Genomic DNA, 16,687 nt, shown 5'->3' on the forward strand with positions numbered 1-16,687 from the left:
GGAAACAAGTTCGGGTGAGAACCCAACCTGGGCGAAAACCAAGCCTGGGTAGAAACATTGTTTTATGTATTCAGCGATTTATGCATTCAGCGCTTTGGCGTCTGCCAGAGCATGAATAAACTCACCAATATCACCTTCTACTGACAACGCTTTCGCGCCCAAATCGGGCGGTACATTTGCTCTATCAAGATTGACCCTCACCAAATTTGCATTTGGGAAGGCGCGTGTGATTTGTTCCATAGGATGACGAATCACCGTCGGGGTGTTGTAGCCCGAGCCAAGCTCAAGCATCACGACCTTTTTCTCACGATTTTCATCTAACCATCGGATCAACGCTTGTCGCTCTTCTTCATGCACGCTGTCAATGAATGAACCATCGACACGAGCGTGAATGAACATGTTGCCGCCGCAATTCGGGCATTTGGGCACGCCTTCTTCCGAGGTGATCACCTGTTCAACTGTATCAAAATACGGGTCCATTTTTTCTAGAAATGGCTTCACATCCCACACTTGCTGTGAGCATGGCGTGGTGCATTGGATCTTGCCGTAATCCCCTTGTGGAGAGTAGAAACGATCTCTTGCAAAGCCACTTTTGTAAAATAGCCCATCAACGTTCGACGTCATCACGAAATAGTCTTTGTGTTTTACCCGCTCAAATAGCGCCTGATACAAAGGGCTCGCAGGCTGCGAAAAATACACATATTCAAGGTGTACTTTGAAGTACCCCCATTGTTCCTGCTGTGTCCATTGCGAAAAACCCATCAGGTCATATTGGACATTGAAGCCTTTTCGTTTCCAACCCGAGTAGACGTCGGCAAACGTCTGCTGATCGAGATAATTCAGCCCAGCGGCGGCGGAAAGACCCGCGCCTGACCCAATCAAAATCGCATCGGCGTCGTTAATCAGCGTTGAGACGTTTTGGATGGTGTGAAGATTCAGTTTTTGCATATGAATTCCTCCAATGCGGACTGGTAAACGTTGTAATCGTGTTCACTGAATACGTTGAACACAACGGTATCTAGGGCGTCTGGATTGGCTTTTACCCACTGCGCGACCGTTTTTAACGCTAAAGGCGTGGCCTGTTCGATGGGGTACCCAAATACGCCGGTGGAAATTGAACAGAAGGCCAGACTTCGTATGTTGTCGACAGTTTGAGTCGTATCGAGAATGCTGGAATAGCTGCTCGATAGTAAGCGTTTGCTGTCACTTGTGACTGCCCCTTGGACGATGGGACCAACGGTATGAATGACATAGCGAGACGGCAAATTGTACGCTCGCGTTATTTTGGCTATTCCTGTCGGTTCGTCATGTCCTTGAAGCTTAATGAGCACATCACAGTCTTCACGCAGTTGAACGCCAGCACGGTTGTGTATCGCATTGTCGATGCATTTATGTTGTGGCAAAAAACAACCCAGTAATTGGCTGTTGGCCGCATTGACGATTGCATCGGCATTGAGTGTGGTGATGTCGCCACGCCACAGTACGATCTTGGTATTACCCAGGGTCAAGAACGGCGGCAGGTTGCCAACGTGTGTTTCGGTTGTGCTGGCTCGTTCTCGTTGCAATAAGGTATCGAGTGCTGCCTTGCTGTGCGCATTCAAACTGAAAGGCGGAGCGATGGTAATGGCGGCATCCAATAGCCTGCGTTGGTCTTGGTGACTGAGTGTTGAAGGGTCTTTGATACCCAGCTGTCGCCATGCCGACGTGAGATCGTTCAATACATCTCGGATCAGCACGCTATCGTCAATGTCACTGAGTTGCGCAGGGACAAAGGGTGCGTTTAAGTCGATGTTTGTGCAGTAACCTGCAACGGATAGATGTTTCACACAGACCTCCGAAATCAGAGGAGGCCACAAATGTGGCCACCTTGGTTAAACCTTGCCAAAGCGCTCGCAGCTAATCGGCGAATCAGCAATGAGTGTTATTACTGACATAGCGAGCCGCGCTTATTGAAAGCCAAACTTGCCGTTGTCATTTTTCCATGTTTCTTGAGCTGGAATTGTTTCAATCACGTCCCAATGCTCAACAATCTTGTCGTTGTCCAAGCGGAACAGGTCATAAAATGCGACGTGTTCATTTAAGAAGGTGCCTTCGCTGATCGACAGCACGAAGTTGCCTTCACCGATAATTTTGTGGTTTTCGGTGTAAATCATGGGCAAACCTTGTTCAGCCAATTGATTGAGCGCAACACCTAGACCACTCAGACCGTCCGCCACCATTGGGTTATGTTGCAGGTAGGCAGCGTCTTCGTTATCGATGAAGTCATTGATGCGGGCCATGTTGCCTTCCATCAAAATCGTTTTCACGAAGTCAGCCACGATAGCTTTGTTCACATCCGTTTTATCAAGATCCGTCACTTGCGTTGGGCCGTCTAACTGTGTGCGCCCACTTGGGTTAGCTGGCGCAATATCTTGCAAGTTATCCCAGTGTTCTACGATTTTCCCGTCTTCAAATCGGAATACGTCGAATCCGACCTTAGGCCCGAAAAAGTCATATTCCGTATGAGTCACCGCGTATTCGCCGTCTTGAAATGCGCGCTTAACATCCGCTCGGGCACTGCCTTCTGGCAGTTGCTGCATTAACTCTCCGAAGCCTTCCAAACCATCAGCAACAGCAAGATTGTGTTGGATGTACTTGTCTGCGTTGATGTATGCCACAGGGCCATGATCACCGGTTTCGATGCTGCTAATGAGCGCAACGGCTTTATCTTTGTTGGAAAGCGTCACTTCTGATGACGTCGCGCTACAAGCGGTTAAACCCATGACGCTTGCTACGGCTGCCAAGCGGAGAATGTTTTTATTTGATGTGTTCATTGTCTCGTCCTTTAGTGAATATTGGCGTTGAGGCAAGAATAGGGGTTTAACGGTATCGCGGGCAGAGTGGATTTGGGCAGAAAAATGGTGAATGTCGAACCTGATGTACTGAAGGGGGCGGATTTTCCATTGCTGTCTGCGAAAGCGTAGTCAGGGATAAGTCGAGTTAAATGGGGGGATAACGTGTATGTATGGGCGTTGTGAGCCAGAGCGACTAGCTAATTTGGCTATGGTGATTTCTGAACGCGCTTGGGGTCATGTTGGTCTCTTTCTTGAAGTACTTAACGAAGTTGCTTGGGTCTTCAAAACCAAAATCGAGGGCGATCTGTTGTGTGGTGACTTTACTGACGACAAGCCGACGCTTGATCTCGATGATGGTGTAGCTATCAATCATTTGTTTGGCCGTGAGAGATGTGGCTATTTTGGTCACGCGATTGAGGGTCTTGTATGTCGTGGCGAGCTGGTAGGCGTACCAATTGGCATCACGCACGCGTTCAAAATTCGTTTGCAGCAATGTCATGAATGTCGACAACATGCGGCTTTGGGACGGAGACAGATTATCGACTTCGGCAACACGCTTTAATCGACGATGTAGCAAACTGAGCGCAGAGAACAGGTACATGACAATTAAAGGGTCACCATCCTCACAAGCCAGTTCTATGGCCATTTCATTAAGCAAGGAAAGGGTTCGAGATTGGTTGTTGTTATCAAGCGATAGCAGCGGTGAGTAATGGTTGTTGAGATGCGTGGGCGTATAGCTTGGCAATCGCATATTGTCGTGCACCCTGTCCAAGAATGCTTGGGTGAACATTAATATTTTGCCTTGCGGGTTATTGGAAAAATCAAAGGCGTGCACTTGTTCTTGCTGGACGAAAATAACGGAACCCGCTTGAAAGGGATATTCTTTGAAATCCACCCAGTGCTTTCCGCTGCCTTGTTCGATCACAATCAGCATAAAGAAGTTCACACGATGCGGCTGGTTCGGGGCATGGGTCTTGAAGTCTTGATGGTTTACTTCGCAAAGCTCGATAATCTCAAGTTCCGCTTGGTTGGTTTTTTGGTGGTTAAAGCCGATGTTTGGAATGTGCATAAGGGAAGTGTGTGCCATCGAATTCTCTTGCAGAGTGTAGCGGATTATCGGGGACGAGAGTAATTCATCGATGTGCACTGGAAGAGATGGCATAGGGCGCTGAAGCGCCCTAATGTGTTTTTAATTAACGCTTTTTCGCGCCGGATTTCTTCAACAGCTGATGTTTGAGCCGGCGTTTGTCGCCCCCTCTGCCACCGCGTCTTTCTCGGTGTTCAATTTCTGCATTCAAATCGGGTTCGAACCCGACCAACCATTCTTGCGGTAAACGCTGGTCAATCAAGGTTTCAATGGCGGCGAGCATGCCTTCTTCTTCACGGCTTACCAGTGAAATAGCATTGCCGCTTTTACCTGCGCGACCTGTGCGTCCAATACGGTGGATGTAGTCTTCTGGCGCATGCGGTAACTCATAGTTAAATACAGTATCCAGTGATGGAATATCCAATCCGCGAGCAGCAACATCTGTGGCGACTAATACGCGTACTTTGCCTTCTTTAAAGCCTTCTAATGCGCGGTTGCGAGCACCTTGCGTTTTTTCGCCGTGAATCGCTTCTGCCGCTAACCCATCGAGTTTCAACTCGTTGGCTAGCGCTTCCGTGGTTTGGCGTGTTTTTGCAAACACGAGAACCTGCTGTAGGTTTCGGCTACCAATTAAATAAGACAGTAATTCTCGTTTACGTTTCTTATCGACGGGGTGAATCAATTGGTTCACGCTATCTGCAGTGCTGTTTGAGGTAGACACTTCGATACGCACAGGTTCATTTAACAAGCGGTAAGCCAAATCCATCACTTGTTTAGGATATGTCGCTGAGAAAAAGAGGGTTTGGCGCTCTTTCGGCATTTTCTTCATCAAACGTTTGATGTCAGAGATGAACCCCATGTCGAGCATGCGGTCTGCTTCGTCCAACACCAAGGTGTCTAGGCTTGAAAGGTTCAGCGTACCAATGTGCAAGTGGTCTAGCAGACGACCAGGCGTACCCACTACAATTTCTGGGCCTTTTTGCAGCTGACTTTTCTGAGGGTTGATATTGGCACCACCATAAAGCGCGACACATTTTAGCGAGGTATCTTGGCTGTATTCTGCGACCTTGTCATAGACCTGTTGGGCCAGTTCTCGTGTCGGTGTCACCACCAACACGCGGGTTGCTCCCTTTACACCTTGCTCAAGCAATTGATGGATTAGCGGCAAGGTAAATGCAGCAGTTTTTCCCGTGCCTGTCTGCGCTGCGCCCATGACATCAAGCCCTGCCAACACCTTTGGAATAGCTTGCTGCTGGATCTCTGTCGGCTTGGCGTAACCAAGACGGTCGAGCGTTTGTTGCAAGGTAGGGTGAAGTTGTGAAAACGCGGTGTTAGACATGATTTTGCATTCGGCCAAGAAAAAGGAGCGTGAGTGTACCAGATTGCCCTGCAATGTGCAGCGTGGCGAAACGCTCCAATGTCGCTGATGGCCACTGAAATCGAGCATCTTCAGGTGACTTGAGTATAAGTGATTAGGTCTAATAGCTAAGGTTTTTGGGACGGTTTTGATGGTTTATTTATCAATGGTTATTATTTAATGCGAAAAGTTATATCGGGGAAAAGTATATATTTAGAGGTGCGAAAAAAATAGGAAGGTTAAGCGATGTGTCATGGTCGAACGTACTAAATGTAACAGTGTGGTAAATTTGTTTTTTCGATGCGTTAATGCCTTAAAAGTAAGGCATCGATGATATTTAAAAATATTATTACTAGAAAGTGTGACTTGCTATTTGTCAAAATATTGTCAGGATTTAGTGAGCCTGAGGTATGGTTTATTTGGATTGCTAACTTGATGATTCTCGTCGGCTTGGCTTCGTTGGATTTGACTATTGCGTTGAATGTTATCCTTTGTTTTTATTGACTTTGTCTTCTTTTTAATGCTGATGGTTATGGTTTTTATGATAAGTGTGTAGACGCTATGATTAGAATAAATACTGGTCTATAAGTCTTAATTTTTCATTAAATCTATTTGTATAATGGATTATTGATATTTAACTGTATAAGGTTGGGGCGCTATATTGACTCGTTGTTTAAGACAAAGACGTTACCTTAAGATATTTTGTGTGAAATTAAGCATCGGGGTGTTGACATGACTAACGCAAATTGTGAGATGAACAATGCTACTCGATCGAAAAGACGTTTCTGCTTTATTGCGTAGTAACCACAGCGACAGCGAGTCTGACAATGCTGATCTAACAATAGCGTTGGTAAAGCCAAATGATGGTGGCGCTTCGACCGATATCGAAGCCATTCACTCTACTTCTCTTGTTTGTCAAAATCTAAGTCTTCGCCCAACAGGCATGGCATCTCAGGATTGGTCTCTCCCCATGGTTCATCGACGTTGCTACTGCGGCATCATGAAGGCTTTGAAACGCCTGATATCACCTTCAAATCGTGTTACCAAAGAAAATGTCTCGTTGATCCTTGACCGTTTGTTCAAAGAGCATGACAAGCCACGAGTGCTCATTGTTGGTGGCGGAACAGTTGGCGAAGGCATGGAACCGTTTTATGAAGACAAAAATATTGAACTGGTTTCGTTCGACATTTATGCATCAAAACATGTTCAATTTATTGCCGATGCGCATAGTATTCCGCTGGAGGACAACTGTTTCGATGCGGTGATCGTGCAGGCCGTGCTTGAGCACGTTCTGGATCCAAAAGGCGTGGTTGATGAAGTACATCGTCTACTTAAACCTGACGGTTTAGTGTATGCAGAAACCCCGTTTCTCCAGCATGTACACGAAGGCGCGTATGATTTCACTCGCTATACAGAAAGCGGACATCGACTGCTATTTAAACAATTCAGCTTGGTAAAATCTGGCGTGTGCTCGGGAGCTGGGACCCAATTACTATGGGCATTTGAAGGCTTTTTTCGAGGGTTATTTCGCTCGCGTTTGGTTGGGAAGGTTGTCAAACTTTGCTTGTGTTGGTTGATGCTACTCGACCGACTAATTCCCGAAAGTTATAACGTTGATGCTGCCAATGGGGTGTTTTTTCTTGGGTCTAAGGCGAATACCGCTGTGGGAGATGAAGAAATCATTTCGCATTACAAAGGCGCACAGAAACACGCTTGATTTTGAAAACAAAACATTTTCTATAGGCTTCTAGTTCTTATTGAGTCCTTAACAGACCTAGTGATAAATGGGTTGCGACTAATAACATTCGTCTCTGCAATAGTCCTCTTTCATCTCCTTACTCTCATATGTTTTTTTACTGTATTTTTTACTCTCCTGTCTCGATTTCATATCAACTTCTTGTATACCGGAGCGATAGACTCGGCATGAGTTGAATACTTTTCAATTCTTACGATGGCAAGCACGCTGATTTTTAAATAGCGACAATGCAAAAGTTTATGGATATAGGTTGGAGAGGGAAGTATGAAGTTGTATTTATTAGGCGTGAGTATTGCGCTAGTTCTTTCTGGTTGCGGCGGAGGAGGTGGTTCTGACTCGGGCAGTGGTGCAGGAACAGATAATGAAGATACCCCGACAGGGCAAGTTACAAATTCATCTGCTTGCTTCAATGGAGGTTTGTATGCCGTTGGAACCAAGGTAACGGAAGAGTATTCAGTAGTTTCAGGCAACTCTCAACCGATGACGGAGTCGAGCACCACTGAAATCACGCAAATAACAACCTATCGTGGTTACACCAATGCCATAGAAGAAACAACTCAAGACGGTGAAAGCACTGACAACCGCACTTATATTGTTGTAGACACCAATGCAGGCACGATTACCACAATTGGGCAGGTGTTGGACAGTAAAGAGTTCACTTACCGTCCAAGTGGTTTGATGATCGATTACGCCTTGGATAAGGGTGAGAAGAAAACCTATTCAACGGTGACGGAATTTGTGAATAATGTACAAACCACCACGATGGATTACAGCATGGAATTTCTGCGGAGCGAGGAAGTCACGGTGCCTGCGGGGACATTCGATGCCTGTGTGATGGCATTGACCTTTGATGTAACTGACGCGGATGGTACGCAATTTACCGCGGTGTTTACTCAACATATTGGTGTTGGAAATGGTATTACGCTCAAAGAGACCTTTGAGACAACGCGATCAGACGGTGTGACGTTGACTGGCACGGATGAGCTTGTGTCCGCCACGATTAACGGCAAAGCCATTTAGAGACTATCTAAACAACAGCTCGCTGAATAAGAATTTTGAGCTTCGTCGGTGGGTATAGTAGGCCGGCAGATTTGCCGGCCTTTTCATCGCTATCGTTTTACACAAACGAAGATCGCGTTTCCTGATTGCGTATTCCACAACTCAAGTTTTTCGTAATCGTGTTCGAACACTGTCACTTCAAAGTAAGGGTCAAGCAGCGCTTTCAGCTCATCAAACGTGATGGCAACCATTGGGTGGTTGTCATGCCACTCTTCGGTCACTTTGTTGGTGGTTTTTTCAATGCTAAGTTTCAGTGCTTGTTTGTCACCGTCTCCTTCATAAAACCAGCCTGACTGAAAGACAAAATGACTGCCGTCTTGCTCCACACTGTGTCGAACAAACGAATTATTGTTGATCAGTCTCTTCTCTACGGTGTTAAAGCAAAAAATGCCGCCTTCTTTTAATGCAGCATGTGCGCTTCGAATGCACGCAGTCAGGTTTTCAATGCTGCCACTGTAGTGAATGGAATAGAGAAAACAGGTGATCAAGTCGTAAGGTTGGTCCACGACAAAATCGCACATGTTTTGTAGCGAAAACTCGGCCTCTGGGCAGCGAAGTTTCGCCTGATCCAACATAGGCTGGTTTAAATCCAGACCATTGCTCATAAAGCCAGTATCGATGAAATGACGTATATGAGGGCCAGTGCCACAAGCAAGGTCTAAATGGCGCTTTCCTTGATTACCAAATAGCTGATGAAGTCTACGAACACAGTGACTCTGTGATTCATAGTTAATGTCTGCGCACATCAGATCGTAGTAACCCGATAGATCTGTATACAGCGCATTGGATGATGAAGTAATCAAGCCAAACCACCGCAAAGAGAAAAGGTGGCGCATGCTACATCACAAAAAAATTAAATGCGACATAAATCACATCAATTTATCAGCCATACATTATGTTTCAATGCTCTGCTGAATAGACACTTAGGGAACATCGTTTCGTTGCGGTTGGTAATGGAGTCGCGCACTGATGGTGTCAAAAAAAAAGCCCAGCGAAAGCTGGGCCAATTGAAAATGATATTTTGCTTACCTAGCGCGGTATAGCGCCGTAGATACTGGCAGAATCAGCGACCAAATCGGTGCTGCTCGTATCACCATGAGTTGAGGTATTGGTGATGCGAATTCTCAAGTTGCCAGAATGTGACCCATTAAAATTAAGGCTTATGTTGGTCGAGTTACCCTCACGCAAATTGAAGCTGCTGCTAGTGAGTGTTCGATAACCCGACAAATCGATGATTTCAACTCGGCCATTATGTGATGCGCCATTTCTCGAGTTGTGCGCCCAAAAACGTACATTCACCGAATAAGAGCTATTGCTCACGGCCGTGAAGTTTTGCCAGATTTGGCCACCAGACCCAGAGCCTGCCCAGTTGAAGTTATAGCCATTGTCGTGCCAGAACACATTGCCACTTTGGCTCCAGTAACTCGTTCCGTCGATTTGCGTATTAGACAGACGCTCGCCTAAACGATAATCGTCGTCGTTAATAGTGGTGGTGCCTGATGCCAAATCGCTCTTGTCATCTTTAAACCAAGCATCCAAATAGAAGGCTTCAGTATTCTCGTACGACGTGTTTTCGATGGTCGGAACCTGAACTTTTACCCAGCTATTACCTGGTGGCACAGTCACAGTGACGGCAGAGGTTGAGAGCGAAACAGATTGGGATGTGCCATCTTCGAACTGCAGCGAGACTGAACCACTATAGTCACTGTTAATGGCAGCGCTGCCATTTCTCAGCTGCAGCATTAGATCAGTATCGGCTGCGGTCTTTTTGTCGAAATTGACGGTAAATGACCCCGTTTCGCCTTCGGTAACGGTAGAGCCGGTGACGCCTGTAACGTTAAGCACCATGTCGCTTGGGAATATCGTAGCAGGGTAGCAGGTGTAGTCTTCTTGTGTGTTGGTTGCTAGTGCACTCAGCCTTGCAGGAATCAAACCGACAGAGGCTTTTTCACCCGTTTCAGGGTTGAGTCGCCACAGATGCGTACTATTGATATTCCCTGTGACATTTTGGTTCTTGGCGGTGATAAGAATCTGACCGTTTTGGTCCAGCGTCGCGCCCGTGACAAAATTGACGTAATGGAAGAATTCGAGGGTTGATGCGCCCGTGGTTGTATCAATGGAGAATGTGCGAGTGTTGGTGATATGCAGCAATTTTCCTTTGTAGAAAATGAAATCACCCCATGAGGTAAAACCACCACTCGTAAGATTTGAATCGAAATTAGCGATAGGTGTTGTGCTGCCATCTAGCGGATCAATGGTGAATAACTTTCGGTTGTCTGATGCGTAAATCAATTTAGAGCTAGCATCGTAGGCCATGCGAAATGTTGCAGGCACTTCCCCCACAATCACATGATCACCGTTGCTTGGGTCGTAGTAGGCGAGTTCAGTCGGAACGTTTCTTGAAGAGTGAAAATCGAGACTCTTCAACTCTTCTTCCGAAACAAGGTCTTCTAACCCTTGCACGTAATAAGAAGTAGGACGTGGCGAGCTGACATAGTAAATACGGTTATTTTCGCTGTCATAGGTCATGGCCGCCCCGCTAAATGCAGCTCTGGAAACTGCGAGCGCGCGCGTGCCATTGTAAGGACCAGTCAGCTTATCGCTTTCCTGAACATCAACAAGGATCCCTACATGTCCTCTTCCTGCGTTCAGTGAGTAAACATTGCCCAAACACGCCGCGTAGGCCTGCTGTGCGAGAGCGGAAGATATCACTAACGTTGCCAATATTGTTTTTTTCATGTTTTCCATCTCTATGTTATGCAAATGCGCTGAATCGCCAGCAACAGATTTAGCTTTCACGTTACAAAGAAAAGGCTGGGAATATTGTCTCGTTAGTGAGGCGTTAAATGAGAAGCAGTAGAAAGCATTTAAAAAGCATGAGATGCACTTATGGGCATATTGGTGCGCTAAATTAATGATTTCTAATGTAGCAATTGAAAATTTCTGAAAATGGATGCAGTAAAAGTGACTCATTTATGAGCCTGGATTCTAATTTTTGTACTGTGGCAAATCATTAAAAACGCGAGCCTAAGCTCGCGTTTTGAGGTGTTATTGGCGGCTTACTGCGTCATTAGCTCTGCAAAATCATCAAAGGCAATGCCAGCATGTCATCGCCTTTTGTTGCGAAATACATGATCACGCCGATAAGAGATGCAACGGTTGCTAAATACCATGCTGTGCTGAACAGTTGCCCATAGCGGGTGAGCGGCAGCAGGTGAGAATGGTGACGATATTTCCATTCAAACACTATTTCTGCGCTACCTATCAACAGCAAAAAGCCAAGCAGCGCGAGTCCGAAGGTATAGCTGACAAATACGCCGATGGCAGCCCCTGCGATGCAAGCAATTAAACCTGCAATGCTGTTCATCGAGAAACTGATGCTTTTCAGTATGTGTCCGCCATCTAGCGGCAGAATCGGCAGCAAATTAAACAGGTTGAGTAAGGCATTGAAGGTGGCGATGCCGGCGAAAAATATATTGCCGGTGACCCAATAAGCGACCAGCGCAGCCAATGACATGAACAAGCCAAAAGTTGGCCCCATGATGGAGATCACCACGTCTTGCCAGCGCGTGTTGATTTTTTCATCTGAGAGCGCAAGTCCGCCCATGAATGGGATCAAATAGATGCCTTTGGTTTTCATGCCAAAGTACTTCATGGCACGGATGTGGCCATACTCATGCACCACCAAACACGCAATCAACGCGACGGCGAATTGCCAAGAAAACAGCCATGAATAGGCGGCAACACTGGCGCCAGCAAGCACCACTTTGATGACCTTGGCACTTTTGAATAACTTCATGCCGAGAGACGCTAAACCAATCAGGCTGAATTTGGTCTTGGCTTGCGGCTCAACAACGGGGGTTTGGCGCTCGATATCTTTTTCATCGCGTGTGCCAGTTTCAACCACTTCGTCGTTCACCGTGACGTTGTAATCAATCGAGAATGGTTGCCATGCAACGGTGGAGTTAACGACAACCGTGAGAATAAGGTCGTCTTTGGCAAGCTGAAATGAATGGCTTTTCTCGCCGTCATTGTCTGCACTGGCGGCCAGTTGAGAAACGAGTTGATTGTCCCAGTAAAGCGCTTGCCAGCCCGCTAAAGAGCCTTCGAGGCGAAGCGGCTTTCCTAGGCAAGAAATATTGAATAATTCCAAAATGATGGTCTGAATCTGATTGATGATGGGCGCTAATGTAGCAGCTTTTGCAAAGCAGAGAAAACGGGGGAGGGCGCGAACGCCCATGGTGATACTCAAGCAACTTGAAGATTCGGGATTAACTCACGTTGGCATTGATCATAGTCGGAGCCACAATGACTTTGCGAGCAATGGGGTCACTGGTTTCAAACTGCTCAATAAGACGTCGCGCTGCCTGACGGCCAATCTCTCTGGCATCAGAATTTACAAAGGTGATAGGCGGTTCGGTTAACTCGGCATCTTGCACGGCATCAAAGCCCACAATCGCGATTTGTTTATTGAAAATATTGTCTGAGCCCACGGTTCGTCCTAAACGGTGCACACCTTGAACCGCGCCTACTGCCGTTGAAGAGTAATGGCAAAGTATGGCGGTGACTTGTGGATGATTCGCCAAGAGTGTTTCAACGGCTGAGGCCGCTGGCGCTTGACCCGCATCGCATTCAACGACCCATTCCGGCTTAAAAGGCAACCCAAACTGCATCAAGGTGCTGCAATAACCTCCCACGCGTTCCGCACGGCAAAGTGAACTGCTTTTTCCGCCTACATAACCGATGCGTCGGTGCCCTTGATTGATCAAATGTTCAGTTGCCATTTTGGCGGCACTCGCGTTATCGGGGCCGACATAATCAATGTGTTGGTTGACGGAAGCGCGAGAAATACAGACCACAGGTAAGTTGTGGGCGTGTAAGGCTTCAACATTAACTTGCTGATTTTCATTGGCCGGGCAAAAGGCAATGCCACCTACACCTTGACGCGCCATGGTTAGCACACATTGTTCGAACTGACTTTCATCGCTGCTCTGGGTCAGAAACACCATATAGCCTTGCTTTTCGGTTTCTTCGCAAAGCCCTGCCGCGACTTGCGCATAGTAGGGGTCGCTGATGTCTTTAAGAATCAAACCGATGATTTCGCTGCTGTTGGAGCGAAGGTTTGCGGCAGCGCGATTGCGTATATAACCAAGCGCAGTCACCGCATGGTTTACTTTTTCAATCGTGTCAGGGGAGATACGCCCTTTGTTTCCGAGCACCATCGACACCGTGGTAACAGAAACGCCAGCGTGTTGGGCCACATCCGTGATGGTCACTTTTTTCAACGTTATTCCTTGAATGGGTCTTTGGGTAGGGTGCATTGATAAAACGTTTTACCTAGAAAGGATAGCGTTATTTTCTCGTTTTTTAAACCGGGTCAAATTTGTGGATTTACAGAGTATGCAGAGATCACATTTGTTTTGATAAAACGTTTTACCTAAATTTTATTGCCCTATGATGGCCCCGAAATCACTTATTCAGTGTGCTGGTCCGATGACCCGCCACATCTGTCATGTTCTCATGTTTCGGAGAGTTGTTATGACGAACAAAGCGACAAAAACCACCATGTGGGAGTTTCTACAAAGCCTAGGCAAAACTTTTATGTTGCCTGTGGCACTTCTTGCGTTTTCAGGTATTTTACTGGGTATCGGTAGCTCTTTTTCGAGCGCTGCTATCCGTGAAGCCATCCCCTTTTTAGATAACATACTGCTTCAATACCTGTTCATGTGGATGACCAAGATTGGCTTGGTGGCATTCATCTATCTACCTGTCATGTTCGCAATTGCCATTCCATTGGGCATGGCGCGTGAAGAAAAAGGCGTTGCTGCGTTTGCAGGCTTCGTGGGTTATGCCGCGTTCAACCTCGCGATTAACTTCTTCCTGACCGTCGCTAACGTGCTTGGCGATCCTGTGGCGAGCAAAGCCTACGGCGTGAAGAGCATTATCGGCATTGAATCAATCGACACGGGCATTTTAGGTGCTGTGTTGGTGGGTATTATCGTTGCGAGACTGCATCAGCGCTTCTACACCTTCAAGATGCCGGATGCATTGGCGTTCTTTGGTGGCGCACGTTTTGTTCCTATCATCTCTGCGATCACCTTGGGTGTTGTGGGTGTATTGGTCCCGTTCGTATGGCCTTACTTTGCAGCGGGCATCAACGGTATCGGTAACCTGATTGCAAGTGCGGGCGCATTTGGCCCAATGCTATTCGGTACGGGTGAGCGTTTGCTGCTGCCTATCGGCTTGCACCATATCCTCGTGGCTCTGGTTCGCTTCACTGAAGCGGGCGGCACCATGGCTGTGTGTGGCGAGACTGTATCTGGCGCACTGAACATCTTCTATTCTGAATTAGCGTGTGCAGACACCAACGGCTTCACCCCAGAAGTTACTGCGTTCCTTTCTCAAGGTAAGATGCCTGCATTCCTTGGTGGTCTACCAGGCGCGGCACTGGCGATGTACCACTGTGCAAAACCAGAAAATCGCTCAAAGATTAAAGCGCTACTGATTTCTGGTGTAGTGGCCTGTGTGGTTGGCGGTATCACTGAACCATTGGAATTCTTGTTCCTGTTCGTTGCACCGGTTCTGTATGTGGTTCACGCCATTCTGACGGGTCTTGGCTTCATGGTAATGGGCCTGCTTGACGTGACCATCGGTAACACCGACGGCAACATCATCGACTTCTTGGTATTCGGTGTCCTTCAAGGCACGGCAACCAAATGGTACTTGGTACCCTTGGTCGCAGCAGCTTGGTTCGCGGTTTACTACACCGTATTTAAGTTCGCGATTTTGAAGTTCAACTTGAAAACCCCAGGTCGTGAAGTTGATACCGCTGAAGTGGATGGCGAGCTAGAAGCCGCATTCATTAACGAATCAGGTAAAGGCGCTGCCATCCTGAAAGCGCTAGGCGGCAAAGGCAACATTACCTCACTAGACAACTGTATTACTCGTCTTCGCCTGACCGTTGACAACATGGACTTGGTGGATGCGAACAAGCTAAAAGCTTACGGCGCACTGGGTGTGGTGAAGCTAGATGCTCACAGCCTGCAAGTGGTTATCGGTACGCAAGTACACCTTGTGAAGAATGAAATGCAAGCCCTGATGACAGCGAGCTAATTCAACAATATCCCCCTAAAACCCTCGGATTGACGGTCACAGTCAGACCGAGGGTTTTCTTGTTTGTGTGGACCTTAAAATGACAACACTCAATTTCGATACGCCCATTGACCGCTTAGGCACTTACTGCACGCAATGGGATTACGTGCAGGACAGATTTGGTAAAGCAGGTTTGCTGCCATTTACTATTTCAGACATGGACTTTGCGGCACCAGATGCCGTAATGAACGCATTGAAAGCCCGTTTAGAGCACCCTGTGCTGGGGTATAGCCGTTGGAACCATGACGATTTTAAAGGCGCGATTGAAAGCTGGTATCAGCGTAGGTTCGATACTCAGGTAGATAAAGACACCATCGTTTACGGCCCGTCGGTGATTTACATCATCGCGAAGTTGATTGAAAAATGGAGCCACGCAGGCGATGGCATCGTGTTCCAAACACCTGCGTATGACGCGTTTGATAAATTGGTAGAAGGCGCTGGCCGTCGTTGCATTCGTAACCCGCTGGTGAAAACTCAAGACGGTTGGGATGTGAACTGGGCGCTACTGGAGCAACAACTTGCCCTTCCAGATACCACCGTGTTTTTGCTTTGCAGCCCTCATAACCCAACCGGTCGCGTGTGGCGTCGTCAAGAGTTGCTTCGCATTGCACAGCTGTGTGATGAACATGATGTGGCGCTGATCTCAGACGAAATTCACATGGACGTGGCGTTTAACGCACATACTCCGTGGCTGGGTTTTGGCATGAAGCAGCGCTGGGCGTTGGTGACCTCCGCATCTAAGTCATTCAATATCCCGGCATTGAATGGCGCGTATGCCATGATTTCACACGAGCAATCGCGTAACGACTACCTGTTTAAACTGAAAGAAGTCGATGGTTTGTCTTCCCCGTCCATCATGGGCGTTATTGGAATGATGGCGGCTTATAACTACGGCGAAACTTGGCTGACAGCGCTGAATGCCTATGTGAAAGAAAGCCACGAGCTGGTGCGTGATACGTTGAATAGTGCTTTTGCTGACGTGAAATATCAGGTGCCTGATGCCACGTATTTGGCATGGATTGACCTTTCATCGTTGAATCTAGATATGCAAAAGCTACAAAGTGACCTGATTGAGCATTTCAATGTGGCAATCATGGATGGCGGCGTTTATGGCGAGTCTGGAAAAGGCTATGTTCGACTAAACCTCGGCTGCCCAAGATCGAAAGTTCAAACGGGGTTAGATGCGCTAGTGGGCGCGATTAAGCTTCAAACCGCGTAAACCTTCAACAATCAGTGCCACTTTCGGTGGTGCTGATTGGTTGTCTTTGGGCAGAAACTGCCTCAACAATCATCCCTCCTGAACCGTTAGATTTTTTCTTTTTAAATTGCGATTCTTCTCTCTAAGCCGGTTGATGTTGGCGAGATGTTCGTCTCAAAAAATACTGCTCAAATACCTATATTGGTACTCGCCTAAATTCAATAACAGACTGTTTTATTATGCC

13 protein-coding genes are annotated in these 16,687 nt (G+C 47.1%); 4 read left to right on the top strand and 9 right to left on the bottom strand.

Going from position 1 to position 16,687, the window contains the following annotated elements:
- Positions 1–78: 78 nt before the first annotated feature.
- From Q365_RS25300 to Q365_RS0102520, 5 genes are all read right to left on the bottom strand, one after another.
- Positions 79–948: an SIR2 family NAD-dependent protein deacylase gene (locus Q365_RS25300; protein ID WP_051563716.1), complete on the bottom strand. Its 870-nt coding sequence runs from the start codon at positions 946–948 to the stop codon at positions 79–81.
- Positions 936–1,826, bottom strand: a complete 891-nt coding sequence (locus Q365_RS25305) for a protein-ADP-ribose hydrolase (RefSeq protein ID WP_051563717.1) — start codon at positions 1,824–1,826, stop codon at positions 936–938. Before Q365_RS25305 ends, Q365_RS25300 begins: the two co-directional genes overlap by 13 nt.
- 120 nt (positions 1,827–1,946) lie before the next feature.
- A complete protein-coding gene (locus Q365_RS0102510) occupies positions 1,947–2,813 on the bottom strand; it encodes a nuclear transport factor 2 family protein (RefSeq protein WP_028021860.1) in 867 nt (288 codons plus the stop codon).
- 214 nt (positions 2,814–3,027) lie between these two features.
- Positions 3,028–3,903, bottom strand: coding sequence for a helix-turn-helix domain-containing protein (locus Q365_RS0102515; RefSeq protein ID WP_028021861.1), 876 nt, complete (start codon positions 3,901–3,903; stop codon positions 3,028–3,030).
- 124 nt (positions 3,904–4,027) lie between these two features.
- Complete coding sequence (locus Q365_RS0102520) at positions 4,028–5,260, bottom strand: DEAD/DEAH box helicase (protein ID WP_028021862.1); 1,233 nt, start codon at positions 5,258–5,260, stop codon at positions 4,028–4,030.
- A 778-nt stretch (positions 5,261–6,038) separates the two neighbouring features.
- Between Q365_RS0102520 and Q365_RS0102530 the strand changes: the two genes are divergently transcribed.
- Together Q365_RS0102530 and Q365_RS0102535 are read left to right on the top strand one after the other, a co-directional pair.
- Positions 6,039–6,995, top strand: coding sequence for a class I SAM-dependent methyltransferase (locus tag Q365_RS0102530; protein WP_028021863.1), 957 nt, complete (start codon positions 6,039–6,041; stop codon positions 6,993–6,995).
- Positions 6,996–7,298: 303 nt separating this feature from the next.
- Complete coding sequence (locus Q365_RS0102535) at positions 7,299–8,054, top strand: hypothetical protein (protein WP_028021864.1); 756 nt, start codon at positions 7,299–7,301, stop codon at positions 8,052–8,054.
- An 89-nt stretch (positions 8,055–8,143) separates the two neighbouring features.
- Here the strand turns inward: Q365_RS0102535 and Q365_RS0102540 are convergent, their stop codons facing one another.
- The 4 genes from Q365_RS0102540 to malI all read right to left on the bottom strand — a co-directional run bounded on the left by Q365_RS0102540 (position 8,144) and on the right by malI (position 13,414).
- Entirely contained in the window at positions 8,144–8,929 is a 786-nt protein-coding gene (locus Q365_RS0102540) for a class I SAM-dependent DNA methyltransferase (RefSeq protein WP_155858974.1), read from the bottom strand.
- A 193-nt stretch (positions 8,930–9,122) separates the two neighbouring features.
- Positions 9,123–10,832 (bottom strand): hypothetical protein, encoded by a 1,710-nt coding sequence (locus tag Q365_RS0102545; protein WP_028021866.1) that lies wholly within the window; start codon positions 10,830–10,832, stop codon positions 9,123–9,125.
- 331 nt (positions 10,833–11,163) lie between these two features.
- Complete coding sequence (locus Q365_RS0102550) at positions 11,164–12,246, bottom strand: site-2 protease family protein (protein WP_028021867.1); 1,083 nt, start codon at positions 12,244–12,246, stop codon at positions 11,164–11,166.
- A 118-nt stretch (positions 12,247–12,364) separates the two neighbouring features.
- Positions 12,365–13,414 carry a Mal regulon transcriptional regulator MalI gene (gene malI / locus Q365_RS0102555; RefSeq protein WP_081796119.1) on the bottom strand — a complete coding sequence of 350 codons (1,050 nt, stop codon included), beginning with the start codon at positions 13,412–13,414 and terminating at the stop codon, positions 12,365–12,367.
- Between the two features lie 217 nt (positions 13,415–13,631).
- Here malI and malX point away from each other — a divergent pair, with 217 nt between their 5' ends.
- Both malX and Q365_RS0102565 read left to right on the top strand, forming a co-directional pair.
- Positions 13,632–15,206 (top strand): maltose/glucose-specific PTS transporter subunit IIBC, encoded by a 1,575-nt coding sequence (gene malX / locus Q365_RS0102560; RefSeq protein ID WP_028021869.1) that lies wholly within the window; start codon positions 13,632–13,634, stop codon positions 15,204–15,206.
- Between the two features lie 79 nt (positions 15,207–15,285).
- Positions 15,286–16,464, top strand: a complete 1,179-nt coding sequence (locus Q365_RS0102565; RefSeq protein ID WP_028021870.1) for a MalY/PatB family protein — start codon at positions 15,286–15,288, stop codon at positions 16,462–16,464.
- Positions 16,465–16,687 lie beyond the last annotated feature (223 nt).

The sequence above is a fragment of the Enterovibrio calviensis DSM 14347 genome (assembly GCF_000621165.1).
Lineage (GTDB): Bacteria > Pseudomonadota > Gammaproteobacteria > Enterobacterales > Vibrionaceae > Enterovibrio > Enterovibrio calviensis.